General features: G+C 67.0%; 16 protein-coding genes. 4 read left to right on the top strand and 12 right to left on the bottom strand.

Translation table 11 applies throughout. From position 1 onward, the window contains the following. Window positions 1-15: 15 nt before the first annotated feature. Window positions 16-1,209, bottom strand: a complete 1,194-nt coding sequence (aroC, locus tag D2E22_RS02120) for a chorismate synthase (protein WP_126031455.1) — start codon at window positions 1,207-1,209, stop codon at window positions 16-18. Between the two features lie 45 nt (window positions 1,210-1,254). Between aroC and D2E22_RS02125 the strand changes: the two genes are divergently transcribed. Beyond that, complete coding sequence (locus D2E22_RS02125; RefSeq protein ID WP_241218119.1) at window positions 1,255-1,722, top strand: prepilin peptidase; 468 nt, start codon at window positions 1,255-1,257, stop codon at window positions 1,720-1,722. A gap of 17 nt (window positions 1,723-1,739) precedes the next feature. Here the strand turns inward: D2E22_RS02125 and mltG are convergent, their stop codons facing one another. From mltG to D2E22_RS02155, 6 genes are all read right to left on the bottom strand, one after another. Continuing rightward, window positions 1,740-2,939: an endolytic transglycosylase MltG gene (mltG, locus tag D2E22_RS02130; protein ID WP_126031457.1), complete on the bottom strand. Its 1,200-nt coding sequence runs from the start codon at window positions 2,937-2,939 to the stop codon at window positions 1,740-1,742. A 24-nt stretch (window positions 2,940-2,963) separates the two neighbouring features. Next, on the bottom strand, window positions 2,964-3,419 hold the full coding sequence (ruvX, locus tag D2E22_RS02135; RefSeq protein ID WP_126031458.1) for a Holliday junction resolvase RuvX: 456 nt from the start codon (window positions 3,417-3,419) through the stop codon (window positions 2,964-2,966). An 11-nt stretch (window positions 3,420-3,430) separates the two neighbouring features. Next, window positions 3,431-6,127 carry an alanine--tRNA ligase gene (gene alaS / locus D2E22_RS02140; RefSeq protein WP_126031459.1) on the bottom strand — a complete coding sequence of 899 codons (2,697 nt, stop codon included), beginning with the start codon at window positions 6,125-6,127 and terminating at the stop codon, window positions 3,431-3,433. A gap of 127 nt (window positions 6,128-6,254) precedes the next feature. Beyond that, the gene (locus tag D2E22_RS02145) at window positions 6,255-6,491 is read right to left on the bottom strand and encodes a hypothetical protein (RefSeq protein WP_126031460.1); all 237 of its coding nucleotides are present in this window, start codon (window positions 6,489-6,491) and stop codon (window positions 6,255-6,257) included. Between the two features lie 3 nt (window positions 6,492-6,494). Beyond that, the gene (locus D2E22_RS02150; protein WP_126031461.1) at window positions 6,495-6,899 is read right to left on the bottom strand and encodes a DUF948 domain-containing protein; all 405 of its coding nucleotides are present in this window, start codon (window positions 6,897-6,899) and stop codon (window positions 6,495-6,497) included. Between the two features lie 90 nt (window positions 6,900-6,989). Next, window positions 6,990-7,667: a histidine phosphatase family protein gene (locus tag D2E22_RS02155; protein ID WP_126031462.1), complete on the bottom strand. Its 678-nt coding sequence runs from the start codon at window positions 7,665-7,667 to the stop codon at window positions 6,990-6,992. Between the two features lie 40 nt (window positions 7,668-7,707). Here D2E22_RS02155 and D2E22_RS02160 point away from each other — a divergent pair, with 40 nt between their 5' ends. Next, a complete protein-coding gene (locus D2E22_RS02160) occupies window positions 7,708-8,073 on the top strand; it encodes a phage holin family protein (RefSeq protein ID WP_126031463.1) in 366 nt (121 codons plus the stop codon). Between the two features lie 106 nt (window positions 8,074-8,179). Here the strand turns inward: D2E22_RS02160 and rpsD are convergent, their stop codons facing one another. The 4 genes from rpsD to D2E22_RS02175 all read right to left on the bottom strand — a co-directional run bounded on the left by rpsD (window position 8,180) and on the right by D2E22_RS02175 (window position 13,300). Then, entirely contained in the window at window positions 8,180-8,806 is a 627-nt protein-coding gene (gene rpsD / locus D2E22_RS02165; protein ID WP_095613116.1) for a 30S ribosomal protein S4, read from the bottom strand. A 244-nt stretch (window positions 8,807-9,050) separates the two neighbouring features. Next, the gene (locus tag D2E22_RS02170) at window positions 9,051-11,738 is read right to left on the bottom strand and encodes a UvrD-helicase domain-containing protein (RefSeq protein WP_126031464.1); all 2,688 of its coding nucleotides are present in this window, start codon (window positions 11,736-11,738) and stop codon (window positions 9,051-9,053) included. A 203-nt stretch (window positions 11,739-11,941) separates the two neighbouring features. Further along, the gene (locus D2E22_RS10455) at window positions 11,942-12,088 is read right to left on the bottom strand and encodes a hypothetical protein (RefSeq protein WP_164518376.1); all 147 of its coding nucleotides are present in this window, start codon (window positions 12,086-12,088) and stop codon (window positions 11,942-11,944) included. 168 nt (window positions 12,089-12,256) lie between these two features. Beyond that, on the bottom strand, window positions 12,257-13,300 hold the full coding sequence (locus D2E22_RS02175; RefSeq protein WP_126031465.1) for a hypothetical protein: 1,044 nt from the start codon (window positions 13,298-13,300) through the stop codon (window positions 12,257-12,259). 309 nt (window positions 13,301-13,609) lie between these two features. Between D2E22_RS02175 and D2E22_RS02180 the strand changes: the two genes are divergently transcribed. After that, complete coding sequence (locus tag D2E22_RS02180; protein WP_024540447.1) at window positions 13,610-14,191, top strand: xanthine phosphoribosyltransferase; 582 nt, start codon at window positions 13,610-13,612, stop codon at window positions 14,189-14,191. Window positions 14,192-14,417: 226 nt separating this feature from the next. Continuing rightward, on the top strand, window positions 14,418-15,902 hold the full coding sequence (locus D2E22_RS02185; protein ID WP_126031466.1) for a nucleobase:cation symporter-2 family protein: 1,485 nt from the start codon (window positions 14,418-14,420) through the stop codon (window positions 15,900-15,902). 293 nt (window positions 15,903-16,195) lie between these two features. Here the strand turns inward: D2E22_RS02185 and D2E22_RS02190 are convergent, their stop codons facing one another. Next, entirely contained in the window at window positions 16,196-17,185 is a 990-nt protein-coding gene (locus D2E22_RS02190; RefSeq protein WP_241218120.1) for a transcriptional regulator, read from the bottom strand. Window positions 17,186-17,331 lie beyond the last annotated feature (146 nt).

Consider the following 17,331-nt stretch of genomic DNA (forward strand, 5'->3'; position numbering starts at 1 on the left):
CGTCCTCCCGCGCGCTCAGCGCATGTGCTCGGGCCACGAGGCGACGTACGCCTCGATGTTGCGGCGCGTCTCGTCGACGTTGTCGCCGCCGAACTTCTCGAGCAGGTACTTGGCGAGCGTGAGCCTGACCATCGCCTCGGCGACGACGGCCGCGGCGGGCACCGCCGTGCTGTCGGAACGCTGGTTGATCGCCTGCGCCGCCTCGCCGGTCGTCACGTCGACGGTGCGCAGCGCCTTCGGGATCGAGGGGATCGGCTTCATCGCGGCGCGCACGCGGATCGGCTGGCCGTTGGACATGCCGCCCTCGATGCCGCCGGCGCGGTTCGTCAGACGTTCGATACGGCCGGCGGCGCCGACGACCATCTCGTCGTGCGCCTGCGAGCCGGGACGCATCGCCTCGAGGAAGCCGTCGCCGATCTCGACGCCCTTGATCGCCTGGATGCCCATGAGAGCGGAGGCGAGCGCCGCGTCGAGCCTGCGGTCGGACTCCACATAGGTGCCGACGCCGGCCGGCATGCCGTAGGCGATCACCTCGATGACGCCGCCGAGCGTGTCCGCGTTCGCCTTCGCCTCGTCGATGCGGGCGATCATGCGCGCCTCGGCGTCCTTGTCGAGCGTGCGCACCGGGGACGCATCGAGCATGTCGACGTCGTCGGGCGTCGGCAGCGGCATCGCCGTCGGGTCGTCGAAGCCGGCGCCGCCGATCGAGACGACATGGGAGACGGTGCGCACGCCGGCCACCTGTTCGAGCAGCTGGCGCGCCACCTCGCCGAGCGCGACGCGCGACGCCGTCTCGCGCGCGCTCGAGCGTTCGAGCACCGGCCGGGCGTCGTCGAAGCCGTATTTGCGCATGCCGGTGAGGTCGGCGTGCCCCGGGCGCGGACGGCTCAGCGGAGCGTTGCGGCCCTCGCGCGCGAGCTCGTGGTCGAGCGGGTCGGCGCTCATGACCTCGGTCCACTTCGGCCATTCGGTGTTGCTGATCTCGATCGCGATCGGCGAGCCGAGCGTGCTGCCGAAGCGCACGCCGGTGAGCATGCGCACCTGGTCCTGCTCGAACTTCATGCGCGCGCCGCGGCCGTAACCGAGACGGCGCCGCGCGAGCGCGCCGCGGATGTCGTCCGACGTGATCTTCACTCCTGCGGGGACGCCTTCGATCATCGCGACGAGCGCCTCGCCATGCGATTCGCCAGCGGTCTGCCAACGCAACATGCCAACTCCTTTGGTCCGTGGGAAAACTGTGACTATCTTAACGGTATGCCGTACCTTTGCTGCCTGCCCGGACTGCTTTGTGGAATCGCGGCGTGCGTGACCGACCTGCGTCGGCGCACGGTCCCGCGGCGGCTGATCATGGCCGGGATCGCGACCCAGCTTCTGGCATGCGCGCTGCTGGCGTGGATCGCAGGCGACCCGTCCGCGCCGTTGCGCGCCTGCACCGGCCTGATGTGCGGCGCAGGCGTCCAGCTCGCGCTCGCCCTCATCCGCCCCGGCGCGCTCGGCTTCGGCGACGTCACCGCGAGCGCGCTCGTCGGCTGCGTCGTCGGCGTGTTCGGCCCCGTCCCCTTCACACGGTGGTGGCTGCTCATGGGGATCTGCGGCCTGCTGTGGCTGGCGGTGTGGCCACGGTATGCGAAACGGCGCCCCGGCGTGGATGCCAGGGCGCCGTTCGTCCCGGTGGTCGTGGCGGCGGGGCTGCTCGCCGTGCTCTCCACGGTCGCAGACTGATCGGTGCGGATGCTCCCTCAGTTCGCGTTCTCGTTGTTGGCCTTGTACTCCTGCACGTATTGCTCGAACTGGTCGTAGCTGGACGTGAACTTCGTCTCGCCGGTCTTCAGGTCGGTCGTCACGAAGTACAGCCAGTCGCCGTCCTCGGGGTGCATCGCCGCCTCGATCGCGTCGTCGCCGGGGTTGGAGATCGGCGTCGGCGGCAGCCCCTTGTTCACGCGCGTGTTGAAGGGGTTCGAGCCGTCGTTGAGCTGTTCGTTCGTCAGCTCGGTGCCACTGATCTTGAATCCGTAGGCGACCGTCGAGTCCATGCCGAGCGGCATGTCGTCCTTGAGCCTGTTCTCGATGACGCGGCTGACCTTGCCGTAGTACTCCTGCGAGTTGACCTCGGCCTCGACGATCGACGCGATGATCAGGATGCGTTCGCGCTGGTCGCCTTCGGGCACGCCGAGCGCGTTGAGCTTCTCGATCCTCGCCTGCACCATCTGCTGCAGGATCGACTGCGGCGTCGGGTCGTCGCCGATGTTGTACACGCCGGGCTCGAGCCATCCCTCGAGTTTGCCCTTCGCGCAGGCGGGCAGGATCGCCCCCGTCTTCGAGGCGTCGCCCACGTAGTCCTCGAATTCCTCGAGCGCGATGCCCGAGGATTCGGCAGCCGTCTTGAGCACATCGTCGAGGCGTTCGCCCTGGCGCACCTCGACGAAGCCCTTCGCGTTGCCCTCATCGGAGAGAATCTTCGCCGCGGCCGACGCCTTCATGTGGCGTTTGAGCTCGTATGTGCCCGGATACAGCGTGTAGGAGTTGCTCGCGACGACGCTCGTGAACGCGTCGACCGATTTGATGACGTCCGCGCGTCGCAGGCCTTCGGCGATCTCGGCGACGCCCTGACCGGACTCGACGGTGAAGGAGACATCCCCCTCCCCCGGTCCCGGGTAGTCGTCGACGACCGCGGTGTCGGCGAGCGTGTCGTGACGCCACTGCTTGATCTTACCGACCGCGAGGACGCCCACGCCGACGCACAGCGCGACGATGACGATCGAGGCGATGACGACGACGAGGCGCTTGTGGCGCCTGTGCTTGCGGCGCCGGCGCATGTCGCGACGCGAACGCGGCGGCTTCGGCGGCCGCGACGCACCGTCACCGGAGCCGGGCCGTCCGGCTTCGGAGCCGTCGTCCCAGGCGTCATCGCTGAAAAAATCGTGGAAATCCTCAGGCACTCTCACTCCTCTGAACCGTGCGCGTCAGCGCCGTGCCCGCTCCAACGCCGTCTGCAGGATCGTCACCGCTGACTGCTGGTCCACGACGGCGCGGTGCCGACGGGTGCCCAGCTGCGCATCGAGCAGCCGACGATGCGCGTCGACCGTCGTAAGGCGTTCATCTATCAGCATAATATCAGGCATCCAGTCGATGACGGACAGATCGTCTTCCATTTCGGCCTCGAGCCGCGCGCCGAGCGCCTTCGTCCACCGGCGCGCCTTCTTCGCGCTTTTGCCCTCGGTGCCGTCCATCTGCAGCGGCAGGCCGACGACGACGCATTCGACGCGTTCGTCCTCGATGACGTTGAGGACTTCGTCGAAGGCCTGGAAATAATCCCCGCGCACAGTGATGTTCCCCGCGGGATGGGCGAGGGTCAGCTCCGGGTCGGACAGTGCGAGTCCGACCCGAGCGTTTCCCAGATCGATGCCTAGCCAGACCATACGGCGTCGGGTCAGGCCTTGCGCGCGTCCTTGACGAGCGCCGCGACGGCGTCGTCAATCTTCGACGCGTCGGAGCCGCCGCCCTGGGCGAAGTCCGGCTTGCCACCGCCACCTCCGCCGAGGATCTTCGACGCGCCGCGCACGAGGTCGCCGGCCTTGATGCCTTCCTTGCGGGCCGCCTCGTTCGTCGCGACGGCGACCATCGGCTTGTCGTCCTCGTTGACTCCGGCGAGCGCCACGACGACCGGCCGGTCGTCGCCCAGACGGTTGCGGATGTCCATGACGGTCTTGCGCAGCACGTCGAAGGAGCCGAAGTGGCCGACGTTCTTCGCGGCGACGACGATCGGCGCGTCGGACGCCTTCGCGTCCTCGACGATCTGCGGGACGGACGCGGCGAGCTGCGCCTCGTACATCGCCGCGAGGCGGCGGTCGGAGTCCTTGAGCTTGGCGAGCAGCGTGCTGACGCGTTCGGCGAGCTCGTCGGGGCGCGCGTTGAGCGTGTCGGACAGCTGCGAGACGAGCGCGTGCTCGCGGGCGTTGTAGTCGTAGGCGCCCTGGCCGACGAGCGCGTCGACGCGGCGCACGCCGGAGCCGACGGATGCCTCCGACATGATGTTGACGAGACCGATCTTGCCGGCGAAGTCGACGTGAGTGCCGCCGCACAGCTCGCGGCTCCAGCCGTCGTCGCCGATCGTGACGACGCGCACGACGTCGCCGTACTTCTCGCCGAACAGATGCATCGCGCCGAGCGCGATCGCGTCGTCGAACTTCATCTCCTGCGTCGAGACGTGCAGGTTGTCGCGCACGCGGTCGTTGACGCGCGCCTCGACGGCGCTCATCAGCTGCTTCGTCGGGGCCTTCGGCCACTGGAAGTCGAAGCGCAGGCGGTTCGGCGCGTCCTCGGAGCCGCGCTGCGTGGCCTGGGGGCCGAGCTCCTCGCGCAGCGCCTTGTGCACGATGTGCGTGGCGGTGTGCGAACGGGCGATCGCGCCGCGGCGCTCGATGTCGATCTCGGCGGTCACCTCGGCGCCGACGACGAGCGTGCCCTCGACGAGGCGGCACTGGTGCACGATGAGGTCCTTGATCGGCTTCTGCACGTCGTCGACCTCGAGCACGGCGCCGTCGTCGGAGACGATGTCGCCCTGGTCGGCGAGCTGTCCGCCGGCCTCGGCGTAGAACGGCGTGCGGTCGAGGATGACCTCCACGGTCGCCGGCGCGGAGACGGCCGGCACGGCGCCGACGCCCTCCATCATGATGCCGAGGACACGACTGCGCGACGTCATGTCGGTGTAGCCGAGGAACTCGATCGGCGCCTCGAGCTTGTTCTTGAAGTCGTCGTATTCGCTCAGGTCCACGTTGTGGCGCTTCTTGAGCGCGTCCTGGCGGGCGCGCGACTTCTGCTCGTTCATGAGCTCGCGGAACTTCTCCTCGTCCACCTTGACGCCCTGCTCGGCCGCCATCTCGAGCGTGAGCTCGATCGGGAAGCCGTAGGTGTCGTGGAGCGTGAAGGCGGCGTCGCCGGAGACGACCGGCTGCGCGTCGCCGTTCGCGCCGGCCTGGTCCTTCGCCTTGCTCACGGCCATGTCGAAGATCTCGATGCCGTTCGTCAGCGTGCGGCGGAACGCGTCCTCCTCGCCGTAGGCGGCCTCGGAGACGTCGTGGAAGGTGTTCGCGAGCTCCGGGTAGTTCGGCTCCATCGCGGCCTCGGACACCGGCAGCAGCTCGGGCATGACCGGCGTCGTGACGCCGAGCACGCGCATCGCCTCGATCGTGCGGCGCAGCAGACGGCGCAGCACGTAACCGCGGCCGGCGTTGCTCGGACGCACGCCGTCGCTCATGATCATCAGCGCGGAACGCACGTGGTCGGCGACGACGCGCATCTTGACGTCGGCGTCCTTGTCCTCGCCGTACTTGATGCCCGAGAGCTTCTCGGCGGCCTCGATGACCGGGAAGACCTCGTCGGTCTCGTAGATGTTCTGCTTGCCCTGCAGCAGGTAGGCGAGACGTTCGAGGCCGGCGCCGGTGTCGATGTTCTTGTGCTTGAGCTCGCCGGCGATGTGCAGCTCGGTCTTCGACTTGACGTTGTCGACCATGTAGTTCTCGAAGACGAGGTCCCAGATCTCGATGTAACGGTTCTCGTCGGCGATCGGGCCTCCCTCCTTGCCGTATTCGGGGCCGCGGTCGACGTAGATCTCGGAGCACGGGCCGCCGGGGCCGGGACCGCCGGTCGTCCAGAAGTTGTCCTCCATGCCGAGGATCTGGATGTGCTCGGGGTCGACGCCCTCGTTCTTCCAGATCGCGCGCGCCTCGTCGTCGTCGGTGAAGGTCGTCATCCACAGCTTCTCGGGGTCGAAGCCGTAGCCGCCCTGCTCGACCGGGTTCGTCAGCAGCTCGTAGGCGTAGTGGATCGCCTCCTCCTTGAAGTAGTCGCCGAAGGAGAAGTTGCCGAGCATCTGGAAGAAGGTGCCGTGGCGGGTCGTCTTGCCGACCTCGTCGATGTCGAGCGTGCGCACGCACTTCTGGTTGCTGGCCATGCGGTGGCTCGGCGGCGTCTGCTCGCCCATCAGGTACGGGATGAACGGCACCATGCCGGCGATCGTGAAGAGCGTCGTCGGGTTCGGCGAGATGAGCGAGGCGGACGGCACGATGAGGTGGTCCTGCTTCTTGAAGTAGTTGAGATATCGCTGGGCGATCTCCGCGGTGCGCATTGCTTGCGGCTCCTTATGTACTTTGGTGTCCGTGGATGAATGGTGAACAATGTTGAACAATGAAAAAGCCGGGGACGGGCCGCTCTCCTGCGCGGGCCCGCGCCCGGGTGCCACGCCGGCGTCCGGCTCAGGAGAGCCTGTCCATGTAGCGGCTGTTGAGCTCCGCCTCGCGGGCGCGTCGCACGTCGGTGAACTCGGTGATGAGCCCCTGCAGCGTGCGCACGCCGACGTGCTCCTGATCTGGGCCCAGCAGGAACTGGCGCGCCTTGTCGGGGGTGTTGGCCTTCACGTAGGCGTTGGCCTTGCTGACGGCGACGACGCCGGCGATCATGCCGAGCGCGATCCACAGTAGACGTTTGCGCATGGGTCACTCCCCCTTGGTCCCGGTGGCGGCCTTGGCGGCCGGCGCCGGCTGCTGTCCCTTGTTCATGAACGAGCGCGCCGTGGTCCTCAGCGCGTAGAAGATCGAGGCGAGCTTGATGATCGGCTTGCCGAGGAAGGAGCCGTACAGGTTCGTCAACGCGCCGATGTTGTTGGCGGTGCTCGAGGCGGCCGACGAGATCTCGTTGACGTCGGCGAGCGACTTGTTGACCTGCTGCACTGTCGTCACGCCCTCGTCGAGCGCGGGCAACGCATGGTCCCCGGTCTCCTTGACGGTGTCGGCGAGCTGGTCGAACAGCTTGCCCAGACGAATCAGCGGATAGATCAGGAATCCGGCGAGCACGGCGAACGCTATCGCCGCGATCAGACCAGCAATTTCTCCAGCACCCATGTTCTCGTGCACCTCTTTCCTGTCACGACGTGCATGTCACGACACGTTTTCCTACCCGCATCAGGGTACCCAATCGCCCAGACGGGGCGTTCAGCGCCGGTTGTAGGAGACGACGGCGAGCGCCGAGGCGAAGTCGGCGCCGGTGTCCAGATCGAATTCGCTGACCGATCCGTTCGCCGGCCGCTCGCTCAGGTCGTAGCCATCCGGGGCGAAACGCTGCATGAGGCTCAGCAGCGTGTTGCCGTGGGAGATCTGCAGGACGTGGTCGCCGTCCTCGAGCGCCGGGTTCGATGCGATGAGCGCGTAGCCGCCGGCGATGCGTTCCCAGTACTCGTCGTCCGACTCGGCGTCGTGGAAGGGGTCGGCCTCCTTGAGGAAGTCGCGGGTCGCGGCGACGCCGTAGCGTTCGACGATCGCGTTGTAGGAGGGCGCCCCGTGCGGGCCGCCGGCGGCGAGCCAGGCCATGTCCATGTCCTGTCCCTCGTAGTAGCCGTAGCACTGCTCGCGGAAATGCATGTCGGCGATCAGCGGCGGACGTGCGTGGCCGCGGGATTCGTTGACGTCGAGGATGCGTTCGGCGGTGACCTGCGCGCGCGTCGTGTCCGAGCAGTAGGCGGCGGCGAAGTCGACGCCGGCGAGCAGTTCGCCGGCGTGCGTCGCGTCGTCGAGGCCCGCGGCCGTCAGCGGCGAGTTCGACCATCCCTGCAGACGGTTGTAGCGGTTGAAAAGGGTCTGTCCATGGCGGACGAGATGCAGATGAAGGATCATGGTTTCTGATTATCGCACCAGGTTGCCCTATAATCGGCTCATGAAAGGTTTCCTTATTCGCTGGGCGATCCTGACGATCGCCGCGGGCGTCATGGTCGTGCTGCTGCCCGGCATGCACGCCGTGGGCGACCCGCCGATCCTCGGCGTCGCCGCGTTCTCGCTGTTCATGGCACTGCTCAACGCGTCGATCAAACCGGTCGTGCAGATGCTGGCGCTGCCGTTCTCGATCCTGACCTTCGGCATCCTCGCCCTCGTCATCAACTGGCTGTTCATGGAGCTCGCCTCATGGCTCGCGTTCAGCCTGTTCGGCGTCGGCGTCACGATCAAAAGCTTCCTGTGGGCGGTCCTCGGATCGCTGATCATGTCGATTGTCAGCGGCATCGTCAGCGCCGCGTTCTCCTCCTGATCGTCGCCGCCCTCCCCCGGCAACACGTAAGGCCCCGCGATCTGCATCGCGGGGCCTTACGCTGTATGTCCTTATACTGTATCGGTTTACAGTATGTGAATCCAGATCAGCGGGCGTAGAATTCGACCACGTACTGGATGTTGACCTGCACCGGGATCTCCTCCGCCTCGGGCTTGCGGGTCAGCGTGGCCTTGAGCTGGGCGATGTTGACGTCCAGATAGCCCGGAACCGGCGGCAGCACGTCGCGGTGCGTGCCTTCGGCGGCGATCTGGAACGGGACCATCGTCTGGCTCTTCGGCTTGACCTGGATGGTCTGGCCCGGCTTGACGCGGTAGGACGGGCGGTCGACGATGTTGCCGTCGACGAGGATGTGGCGGTGGACCACGAACTGGCGGGCCTGCGCGGTCGTGCGGGCGATGCCGGCACGCAGCACGAGGGCGTCGAGGCGGGTCTCGAGATCGGTCAGCATCGCGTTGCCGGTCTGGCCGGCGGTGTGCGTGCCCTTCTCGTAGGCGGCGCGCAGCTGCTTCTCGGAGATGCCGTACTGGGCGCGCAGACGCTGCTTCTCGCGCAGACGGACCGCGTAATCGGATTCTGCGCGGCGACGGGTGCGGCCGTGCTCACCGGGGGCATACGGACGCTTTTCGAAGATGCGCTGAGCCTTCGGGGTCAGTGCGATGCCGAGGGCGCGCGAGAGGCGCACCTGACGGCGGGAACGCTGAACGTTCGTCATTGGTTATCCTTCTTTGTTCTGTCGTTGTCTGAACGGAACACGACGTGGGTCCCACGCCATGCGAGCCAGCCTCTCCAGCGCTTCGCCGTGCATCGCACGAACGGTCCGCGACGGACCGCCGATCCGCTGACGGGCCAAGGCTCCAGACGGCGCCGCCCCATTCGAAACGGCACCAATCGTCGATTGTACACCGCAGCCATGGACGAACGCGCGGCGCCCTCATGGCCGGCCGCCGGGGAGGGCCTCAGAGCTTCTCGATGGGCGCGACGCGCAGCATGAGCCTCTTGACGCCGTCGGATCCGAAGTCGACGGTGATGATCGAGTTGCGGCCCTTGTCCTGCGTCTCGAGGACGGTGCCGAGGCCGAAGCTGTCGTGCGACACCTTGTCGCCGACGTGGAAGTCGTTGATGTCGAGACGATTGTCCTTGTCGAGCGCCGACACCGGCTTCGGCGACGACTTCGGGGACGTCCTGCGCGTCGTCACCTTCCCCGAGCGCGACGATGCGGACGCCGTCGAACCGAAGCGCAACGACGAACGCGGCGACGTCGGGGAGGAGCCGCTCACGCCGTAGCTGAAATGGGCGCCGCCGTTGCCCGACGAGGAGGAACGCTCGCGCGCCGCCGAGCCGAAGCGCGGCGCGGTGTCGCCGGATGATCGGCTGCGCGACGACGAGCCATAGGATGATCCGCCGTACGAGGAACGCCCGTACGACGATCCGCCATAGGACGGCTCGTCGAAATCGTCGTCCCAGCCGCCGAACTCGTCGAGGCCGGAGTCCCAGTCATCGCCGCGGCCGTACGACGAGCCGCCATCGGAGCCGCGACCCCAGCCCGAACGCATGCGTTCGACGCCCGCCTCACGGCGCTTCCAGTCGATGAGTTCGTCGGGGATCTCGTCGAGGAACTGGCTCGGCATCATCTCGCTCGCCCTGCCCCACTGCGCGCGCACGGCGGCGCGGGTGATGTACAGCTGCCGTCTGGCGCGCGTGATGCCCACGTAGGCCAGACGCCGTTCCTCGCTCAGCTCGCTCGTGTCCTCCATCGCGCGCGAATGCGGGAACGTGCCCTGCTCCATGCCGGTGAGGAAGACGACCGGGTATTCGAGGCCCTTCGCCGTGTGCAGCGTCATCAGTGTGACCTTGCCGGTGTCCTCGGCCTCGTCGGGCAGCTGGTCGGAGTCGGCGACGAGCGCCGTCGTCTCGAGGAAGCCGGCGAGCGTCGCGTCGGGCGTGTTCTGCTCGTATTCGGCGGCCACCGACTGCAGCTGCGAGAGGTTCTCGACGCGCGACTGGTCCTGCGGATCGGTCGACTTCTGCAGCTCCTCGAGCAGCCCGCTCTGCGCGAGCACTTCGGCGACGACCTGCGACGGCTGGCGGTCGTGCTCGGCCGCGAAGGCGCGCAGCTGCGTCATCATCGCCGCGAAGCGCTTGAGCGGGTTGAGCGTACGCGTCGTCATCCCTTCGATCCGGTCGGCCTGCTCGACGCCTTGCCAGAAGGTCAGCCCGCGTTCGTCGGCCCAGGCGGTGACCATCGACTCGGCGCGCGCTCCGAGGCCGCGTTTGGGCACGTTGAGGATGCGGCGCATGTTGATGCCGTCGGCCGGGTTGACGATCGCCTGCAGGTAGGCAAGCGCGTCCTTGACCTCACGCCGCTCGTAGAACTTCGTGCCGCCGATGAGCTGGTATGGCACATGCGCCTGGATGAGCCCCTCCTCGAGCGAGCGCGACTGCGCGTTCGCCCGGTACATGACGGCGACGTCGGAGTAGCGCACGCCTTCCTCCTCGTGCAGCCAGCGGATCTCGTGGGCGATCCAGTGCGCCTCGAGCTGCGCGGTGTCGGCGGCGTAGCCGGTGATCGGCGCGCCCTTGCCGGCGGCCGTCCACAGCTTCTTCGGCTTGCGCCCCTCGTTGTGCGCGATGACGGCGTTCGCGGCGTCGAGGATCGTCTGCGTGGAGCGGTAGTTCTGCTCGAGCATGATCGTGCGTGCGTCCGGGAAATCCTGCTCGAAGTCCTGGATGTTGCTGATGTCGGCGCCGCGGAACGCGTAGATCGACTGGTCGGAGTCGCCGACGACGGTGATCCACGCCGGCCCCTGGCGCCCCGCGCCCACGGCGTCCGGCGACGGCCGCTCCCCCGAGTCGACGCCGGCGAGCTCGCGCACGAGCACGTACTGCGCATGGTTCGTGTCCTGGTACTCGTCGACGAGGATGTAGCGGAACTTGCGGCGATAGTATTCGGCGACGTCCGGCTGCGTGCGCAGCAGTTCGACTGTGCGCACGATGAGGTCGTCGAAGTCGACGGCGTTCGCGAGCGCGAGCCGGTGCTGGTATTCGGCGTAGACGATCGCGTAGAGCTCCTCGACGTTGCCGATGTGCCCGACGCGGAAGCCGCGCGTGCCCGGGCGGAAGTCGGGCGCGTACTGGGCGAGTGTCTCGCGCACGCCGGTGAGCCCGTTCTTGTAGTCGGAGATGCGCGCGAGGATCTGGCGCGGCGTGTAGCGCTTGACGTCGATGTTGAAGTCGGTGGCGATGAGCTTGACGAGGCGTTCGCAGTCGGCGGTGTCGTAGATCGTGAACCCGGATTTCAGGCCGATCCTCTCGCCGTCGCGGCGCAGGATGCGCACGCACGCGGAGTGGAACGTGGAGACCCACATGCGCTGCGCGACCGGGCCGATGAGCGTCGACAGGCGTTCGCGCATCTCGGCGGCGGCCTTGTTCGTGAACGTGATCGCGAGGATCTGGCTCGGCCATGCGCCGAAGCGGGTGAGGATCCATGCGATGCGGCGCGTCAGCACGCGCGTCTTGCCTGATCCCGCGCCCGCGCCGATGAGCAGCGCGGGACCCCGGAACTGCACGGCCTGCGCCTGCTGCTCGTTGAGGTCGCCGATGAGTTCCTGCGGCGAGCGGACGATGACCTCCGGATCGTTGTGCACTGTCGTGTCCTTTCGTTGCCTGCGTTCGCATGTGTTCGCCGTGTCCCCCGGGGACGCGCGCCTGCGTCCCGGGCGGCGCCCCTACGGATGGGTGGTTTCCGTTACGGGCGGCATCGGTCGTACGTATCACGCACGCCGCTTCACCCACTCGTTGCGGGTGGTACTTGGCGAAAACCGGCTTTCATTTCTAGCACACGCTTTGGTCAGTCGCCGGCCGTACCTGATCCAGATCCGCCGTCCGCCAGCGCCACGCCGGCGCCGCCGACAAGCATGCCGCCGGCCACAAGCGCGGCGACCGCCGCCTTGAGCAGCCTTCCCGGCTTCCTCCGCTTCTTCTGCTGTCCCGTCATAGGTTGTCTCCTTCAATTTCGGGAACGTCCCCCGGACGGGGACGCTAGGAGACCCCTATGCACTCAAAACAGGGCGGAGCGGCGACGGGCCTGAAAAAGAGGAAAAAAGGGCGGCCCCGGCATTGCCGGAACTGCCCAGGAGGGAAGGGGATCGAAAGGGGCCGGGAATCAGAATCCGTTGTGATTGAACCCATCATATGTGCCACAATCCACACCCGGAGTGCAGCCACCTTGACCTGCCCCGGAATGGTTGAAGATCATGCCTCCGCTTCCGGTGCTGGGTTTGCTGGGCGTCGTGGTCTGGGGCGCGCTCTGCTGCGGAGCGGCCGGCGCCGTGTACTGGGGCGTTGCCGGCGCCGTGTACGTCTGCTGCGGCGCCGTGTAGGTCGGCGTGTACGACTGCTGCGGCGCGACGTACTGCTGCTGCGCCGCCGCGTTCGCCTGCGCCTGCGCCGCGGCCGCTGCGGCGGCCTGCGCTTCGGCTTCCTGGCGGGCCTTCTCCTCGGCCGCCTTCTTGTCGGCGTCCTGCTTGGCTTTGACGGAGGCGTCCACCTTGCCCATGAGGTCCTTGAGCTGCTTCGCCTGCTCGTTCATCGCCTCCGCGTCTTCGCCGTCCCGGGTTGTGGCGGCCTTGTCGATCATGGCCTTGAGATCCTTGCGGGTCTTGTCATCCTGCACTTTGCCGTCCGTGCTCTTGTACTTCTCCTGCGCGGCCGTCAGCTGCTTGGACAGGGCGTCCCTGGCGTCCTTCAACATCTTGGCGTCACGCGACTGGTTGACCGCGTCCACGGCCTCCGTCAGAGAGGCGGTGTGCGTGTCGTACCATGCCGCGTTCCGTCCGATGCGGCCCCTCGCCTCACGCAGCCGGTCCGCGCCCTGCACGTTGCATGCGGCCAGGTCGGGCGCCTCCTCCTTGTAGGCGGCGGCGAGCGTGGCGACCGTATCCGCGTCCGCGACCTGCTTGCCGGTGATCTTCACGGCCTCGGCCGCATCCTGGTCGTGCAGCGTGTCGTACTTGTTGCGCGCCACCCGCAGCGTCTCACTCGCCTCGGCGCACATGCTTTTCGCCTCCGCCAATTGCGCGGACGCGGAATGCCGGTACACGGCGACCGCGCCGCCGGCGGCCAGGACGGCGACCAGCAGCGCCGACCCGATGATGATCCGACGTTTTCCGTGCGACGTACGCTCCTGCGTCGAAGTCGATCCATTCATGATTTTGCTCCCTTCAATCAGCTCTTCGCCTCTACGCTCACATTTAATTATCTGCGGCGTTGTATTTCAATCCGGATGGACCCGCTCCGCGTGTCGAGGCACGATGCACGCCCGTCGCAACGACCCGTCCGAGGAGGGCGAAGGACCGCCCCGACTCGGCGCTACGGCGTTTCGGCGGCCTCGTCATTTGCACGGCGTAAGGTGGGGACGCCATCACCACGTCCCGCGCGCACCGCACCCCTATCCGGCCCCGCATGGGCATACGCCGAGGCGGACACGCACGACCATCCGAGGAAAGGAACAGCATCGATGAAGGAACTTGAGGAACGCATCGCGCGAGAGGGAACGGTCAAGCCGGGCAACGTGCTCAAGGTGGACGCGTTCCTCAACCACCAGTGCGACGTCGCGCTGTTCAACGCGATGGGCGCCGCGTGGGCCGAGCATTTCGCCGGCAAGACGATCACGAAGATCCTGACGATCGAGGCGTCCGGCATCGGCATCGCCTGCATCGCCGCGCAGCATTTCGGCGATGTGCCGGTCGTGTTCGCGAAGAAGGCGCAGTCGATCAACCTCGACGGCGACCAGTACGTGACGCGTGTCTTCTCGTTCACCAAGCAGAAGGAGTTCCCGGTCATCGTCTCGAAGAAGTTCCTCAACGCGGGCGACCACATCCTCATCATCGACGACTTCCTCGCGAACGGGCAGGCGCTCGCCGGCCTGATCGAACTGTGCGAGGACGCCGGCGCGACCGTCGAGGGCATCGGCATCGCGATCGAGAAGGGCTTCCAGGGCGGCGGCGACGGCCTGCGCGCCGAGGGCTACGACCTCGATTCGCTCGCGATCATCGATTCGATGGACGCCGAGACCGGCACCGTGGCCTTCCGCGCATAGCACGCCGCCCATCCCTCACCTGCGGGCCGCCGCGCGGATACGGGGAAGAAGCCGATGGCCAGCGCCTCCGGCTTCTTCCTCGTTTGTGGCTGCGCGACTCCCGTTTTTCCGTTTTCCATCGTCATCGTCATTGCGCGATTCCCCGTCGGCCGGTCCGCACCGCATGATCCGCGCCGACCTTCCCATGCCACCATCATTCCCCCCCATCACTACCACTGGAGACGATATGACACCCACCGACGCCCCGAACACCACGGCACCGACGAGCGAGCCTGATCCGTCGGACGGGGCCGGAACCCTCGAATCCACCGTCGTCACCGACGAGCTCAAGCGCGACGAGGCCGCGGCCACGCCCGCCGAGGAGCGCCGCGAGGCGAAGCGCTCCGGCGTCTCCTTCGAGACGCTCTCGAGCCTCGACGCGCCGGTCTCCTTCTGGAGGGGCATACCCTTCGGCCTGCAGCATGTGCTGGCGATGTTCGTCGCCAACCTCGCACCGATCTTCCTCGTGGCCGCCGCCGGCAGCCTGTCCGCGACCGACTCCGCGAAGATCATCCAGTCCGGCCTGCTCGTCGCCGGACTCGGCACCTGCCTGCAGCTGTACGGGGTATGGCGTTTCGGCTCGCGTCTGCCGATGGTCACCGGCATCTCCTTCACCTACGTCGCCGCCGCCATCGCGATCGTCTCCCATCAGGGCTATGGCGCCGTCGTCGGCGCCGTCATCGTCGGAGGCCTCCTCGAGGTCGTGCTCGGCCTGACGGCGAAGTACTGGCAGCGCTTCGTGCCGCCGATCGTCTCGGCGATCGTCGTCACCGCGATCGGCTTCTCGCTGCTGTCGGTCGGCGCCGAAAGCTTCGGCGGCGGCGCCGGCGCGAAGGACTTCGGCAGCTGGCAGAACCTCACGCTCGGCCTGATCTCGCTCGCCGCCTGCCTCGTGTTCCAGCTGTGCATGAAGGGCACCGCCAAGCAGCTGTCGGTGCTTTTCGGCCTGCTCATCGGCTACGTCGCCGCGCTGTGCTTCGGCAAGGTCGATTTCAGCGGATTCGCGCATCTGCAGGTCGTGAGCCTGCCGTCCGTCATGCCGTTCAAGCCCGAATTCGACTGGGGCGCGATCATCTCGATCGGGCTGCTCTACGTCGTCTCGTCGGTCGAGGTGCTCGGCGACACGGCCGCGTTGACGAAGGTGGGCCTCGACCGCGAGCCGACGCAGCGCGAGACTGCCGGCGCGATCGCGGGCGACGGCCTGATCTCCTCGGTCTCGGGCGTCTTCGGCTGTCTGCCGCTGACGTCGTTCGCACAGAACATCGGCCTGGTCGCGATGACGAAGGTCGTCAACAGGAAGGTCATCCTCTCCGGCGGAGTGCTGCTCATCCTCGCGAGCTTCGTGCCGGCCATCTCCGAGGTCTTCAACTCGATGCCGCAGGCGGTGCTCGGCGGCTGCACGATCATGATGTTCGGCAACATCATCCTCTCGGGCTTCCAGATGATCTCCGACGCAGGCTACACGCAGCGCAACATCACGATCGCCGCGCTGTCGCTGACGATCGGCATCGGCTTTACGCAGGTCTCGAGCATCTTCGAGCATTTCCCGCCGCTGTTCCAGTCGATCTTCGCGTCGAACTGCATCGCCGTCGCCTTCGTCGTCGCCGTCATCCTCAACGTCTTCCTGCCGAGCGAGGAGCATTTCCTCGCCACGCCGAAGCAGGCGAAGTGAGCTGATCCGACGACTTTCGCGAGGGGTTTCTGCCGCGAACCGCGTTCGGGATCCCCTCGTCCGATCCCATCCCGGTATCCCTGCATCGGCAGCCGCACACCGCCGTCCGCCGATAGGCGATTCCCTACGGGATGCCATACCCCTTCGCTACTGCCTCCGGCGTCATGCATGCCGGTTTCAAGCACGCCGTCCGGCGAACACTCATCTGGTGGCGAAGGACGAATTCCGGAACTGCGAAAACGGGCTGGTACGCGACCCGTTCATCAGCGGCGAGCGCCGCGTATCCGTCCCCGTCAGTCGAAATCGGGCTCGTAGCGCCGGCGCGCGACACGGATCACGAGCCAGCGCAGCATAAGCGCGACCACGGCCGTCGCTACGAGCGGCAGCCAGAAGTACGGCGAACGGAAGCCGGGCAGGAAGTACATGCCGAGCGCGCCCAGCACGCCGATCGCCACGGCGAAGCCGGTCAGCGACGACGACAGGTCGCACAGCTTCTTCTCGCCGAGCCGCATCTCGCGGCGCTCATCGGTCTCGCTTTTGCCCAGCTCATAGACGTTGACGTTGCGCAACGCACGGAAATTGTATAGGAACAGATCGGTGCGCGTCGCATACAGACCGCCGAACACGTAGCACCACACCCCCATCGCGATGCTCGTCTGCGCGATGCCGGCGGCGATGTCGTCGGATATGGCATACCCGCAGGCGAGGAGCGACCCATGCGTGATGAGGATCACCGCGGTCCCCAGCATCACGAGCGCCGCGCAGCGCAGCCACCCCTGCCGCCGCTGCGCGGCGGTGTAGAACTGCTCGATTCGGTTGAAGGCCGTAGCGTACTCCAAAGTGTCCTCATGCGTGCGTTTGAGCAGCGTGTAGCCGACCAATATGGCGACGATCTCGACGATGAACGATTCGGGATGCCGCTGCAGATGCGGCAGTTCCACCAGATCCTTGGTCATGAGCCCGATCAGTCGGTCGAGCCCGCTGATCACCTCCTGCACATCCGCGGTGTTGCGCTCGGGAAGAGCCTGCAGTAACCTGCCCGCCGCGAATCCGAGGATGATGATCGCCACACCGTTCGCGATCCGCAGCGCCCTGTTGGTCGCATGGCGGTCGTATCCGAAACGATTGTCCTCTTCGACCAGCCTCTGTGTGCGCCGCGCCTGCGCCCGAACCGAGGCGTTGTGCGCCTGCGCGGCGATCTCGTCGCGTATCCGCTCCGTCCCCGCCCGGCTCGCCCCCGCCGTACCGCGCGCGTCAACGCCGTTCTCCTGTCCTGCCATCATCGTGCCCTCTCCCATGCCGCCCGCTCGTCCGCCGCCGCGGCCCTGTATCCATCGGTCTTGCTCTCTTCAAGTCTAGAAGGCGGAACGGCAAGATGCTCCCCCACCTATGCTCTCGGAAGGATGCACCGCCGGGCGGCCGTCCACGA

It is taken from the genome of Bifidobacterium castoris (assembly GCF_003952025.1).
Lineage (GTDB): Bacteria > Actinomycetota > Actinomycetes > Actinomycetales > Bifidobacteriaceae > Bifidobacterium > Bifidobacterium castoris.

What these genes read in the sequence shown, in the direction of transcription:
- aroC (WP_126031455.1), bottom strand. Translation starts at nt 1,209, where the DNA reads ATGTTGCGTTGGCAGACCGCTGGCGAATCGCATGGCGAGGCGCTCGTC.
- D2E22_RS02125 (WP_241218119.1), top strand. Translation starts at nt 1,255, where the DNA reads ATGCCGTACCTTTGCTGCCTGCCCGGACTGCTTTGTGGAATCGCGGCG.
- ruvX (WP_126031458.1), bottom strand. Translation starts at nt 3,419, where the DNA reads ATGGTCTGGCTAGGCATCGATCTGGGAAACGCTCGGGTCGGACTCGCA.
- alaS (WP_126031459.1), bottom strand. Translation starts at nt 6,127, where the DNA reads ATGCGCACCGCGGAGATCGCCCAGCGATATCTCAACTACTTCAAGAAG.
- D2E22_RS02145 (WP_126031460.1), bottom strand. Translation starts at nt 6,491, where the DNA reads ATGCGCAAACGTCTACTGTGGATCGCGCTCGGCATGATCGCCGGCGTC.
- D2E22_RS02150 (WP_126031461.1), bottom strand. Translation starts at nt 6,899, where the DNA reads ATGGGTGCTGGAGAAATTGCTGGTCTGATCGCGGCGATAGCGTTCGCC.
- D2E22_RS02155 (WP_126031462.1), bottom strand. Translation starts at nt 7,667, where the DNA reads ATGATCCTTCATCTGCATCTCGTCCGCCATGGACAGACCCTTTTCAAC.
- D2E22_RS02160 (WP_126031463.1), top strand. Translation starts at nt 7,708, where the DNA reads ATGAAAGGTTTCCTTATTCGCTGGGCGATCCTGACGATCGCCGCGGGC.
- rpsD (WP_095613116.1), bottom strand. Translation starts at nt 8,806, where the DNA reads ATGACGAACGTTCAGCGTTCCCGCCGTCAGGTGCGCCTCTCGCGCGCC.
- D2E22_RS10455 (WP_164518376.1), bottom strand. Translation starts at nt 12,088, where the DNA reads ATGACGGGACAGCAGAAGAAGCGGAGGAAGCCGGGAAGGCTGCTCAAG.
- D2E22_RS02175 (WP_126031465.1), bottom strand. Translation starts at nt 13,300, where the DNA reads ATGAATGGATCGACTTCGACGCAGGAGCGTACGTCGCACGGAAAACGT.
- D2E22_RS02180 (WP_024540447.1), top strand. Translation starts at nt 13,610, where the DNA reads ATGAAGGAACTTGAGGAACGCATCGCGCGAGAGGGAACGGTCAAGCCG.
- D2E22_RS02185 (WP_126031466.1), top strand. Translation starts at nt 14,418, where the DNA reads ATGACACCCACCGACGCCCCGAACACCACGGCACCGACGAGCGAGCCT.
- D2E22_RS02190 (WP_241218120.1), bottom strand. Translation starts at nt 17,185, where the DNA reads ATGATGGCAGGACAGGAGAACGGCGTTGACGCGCGCGGTACGGCGGGG.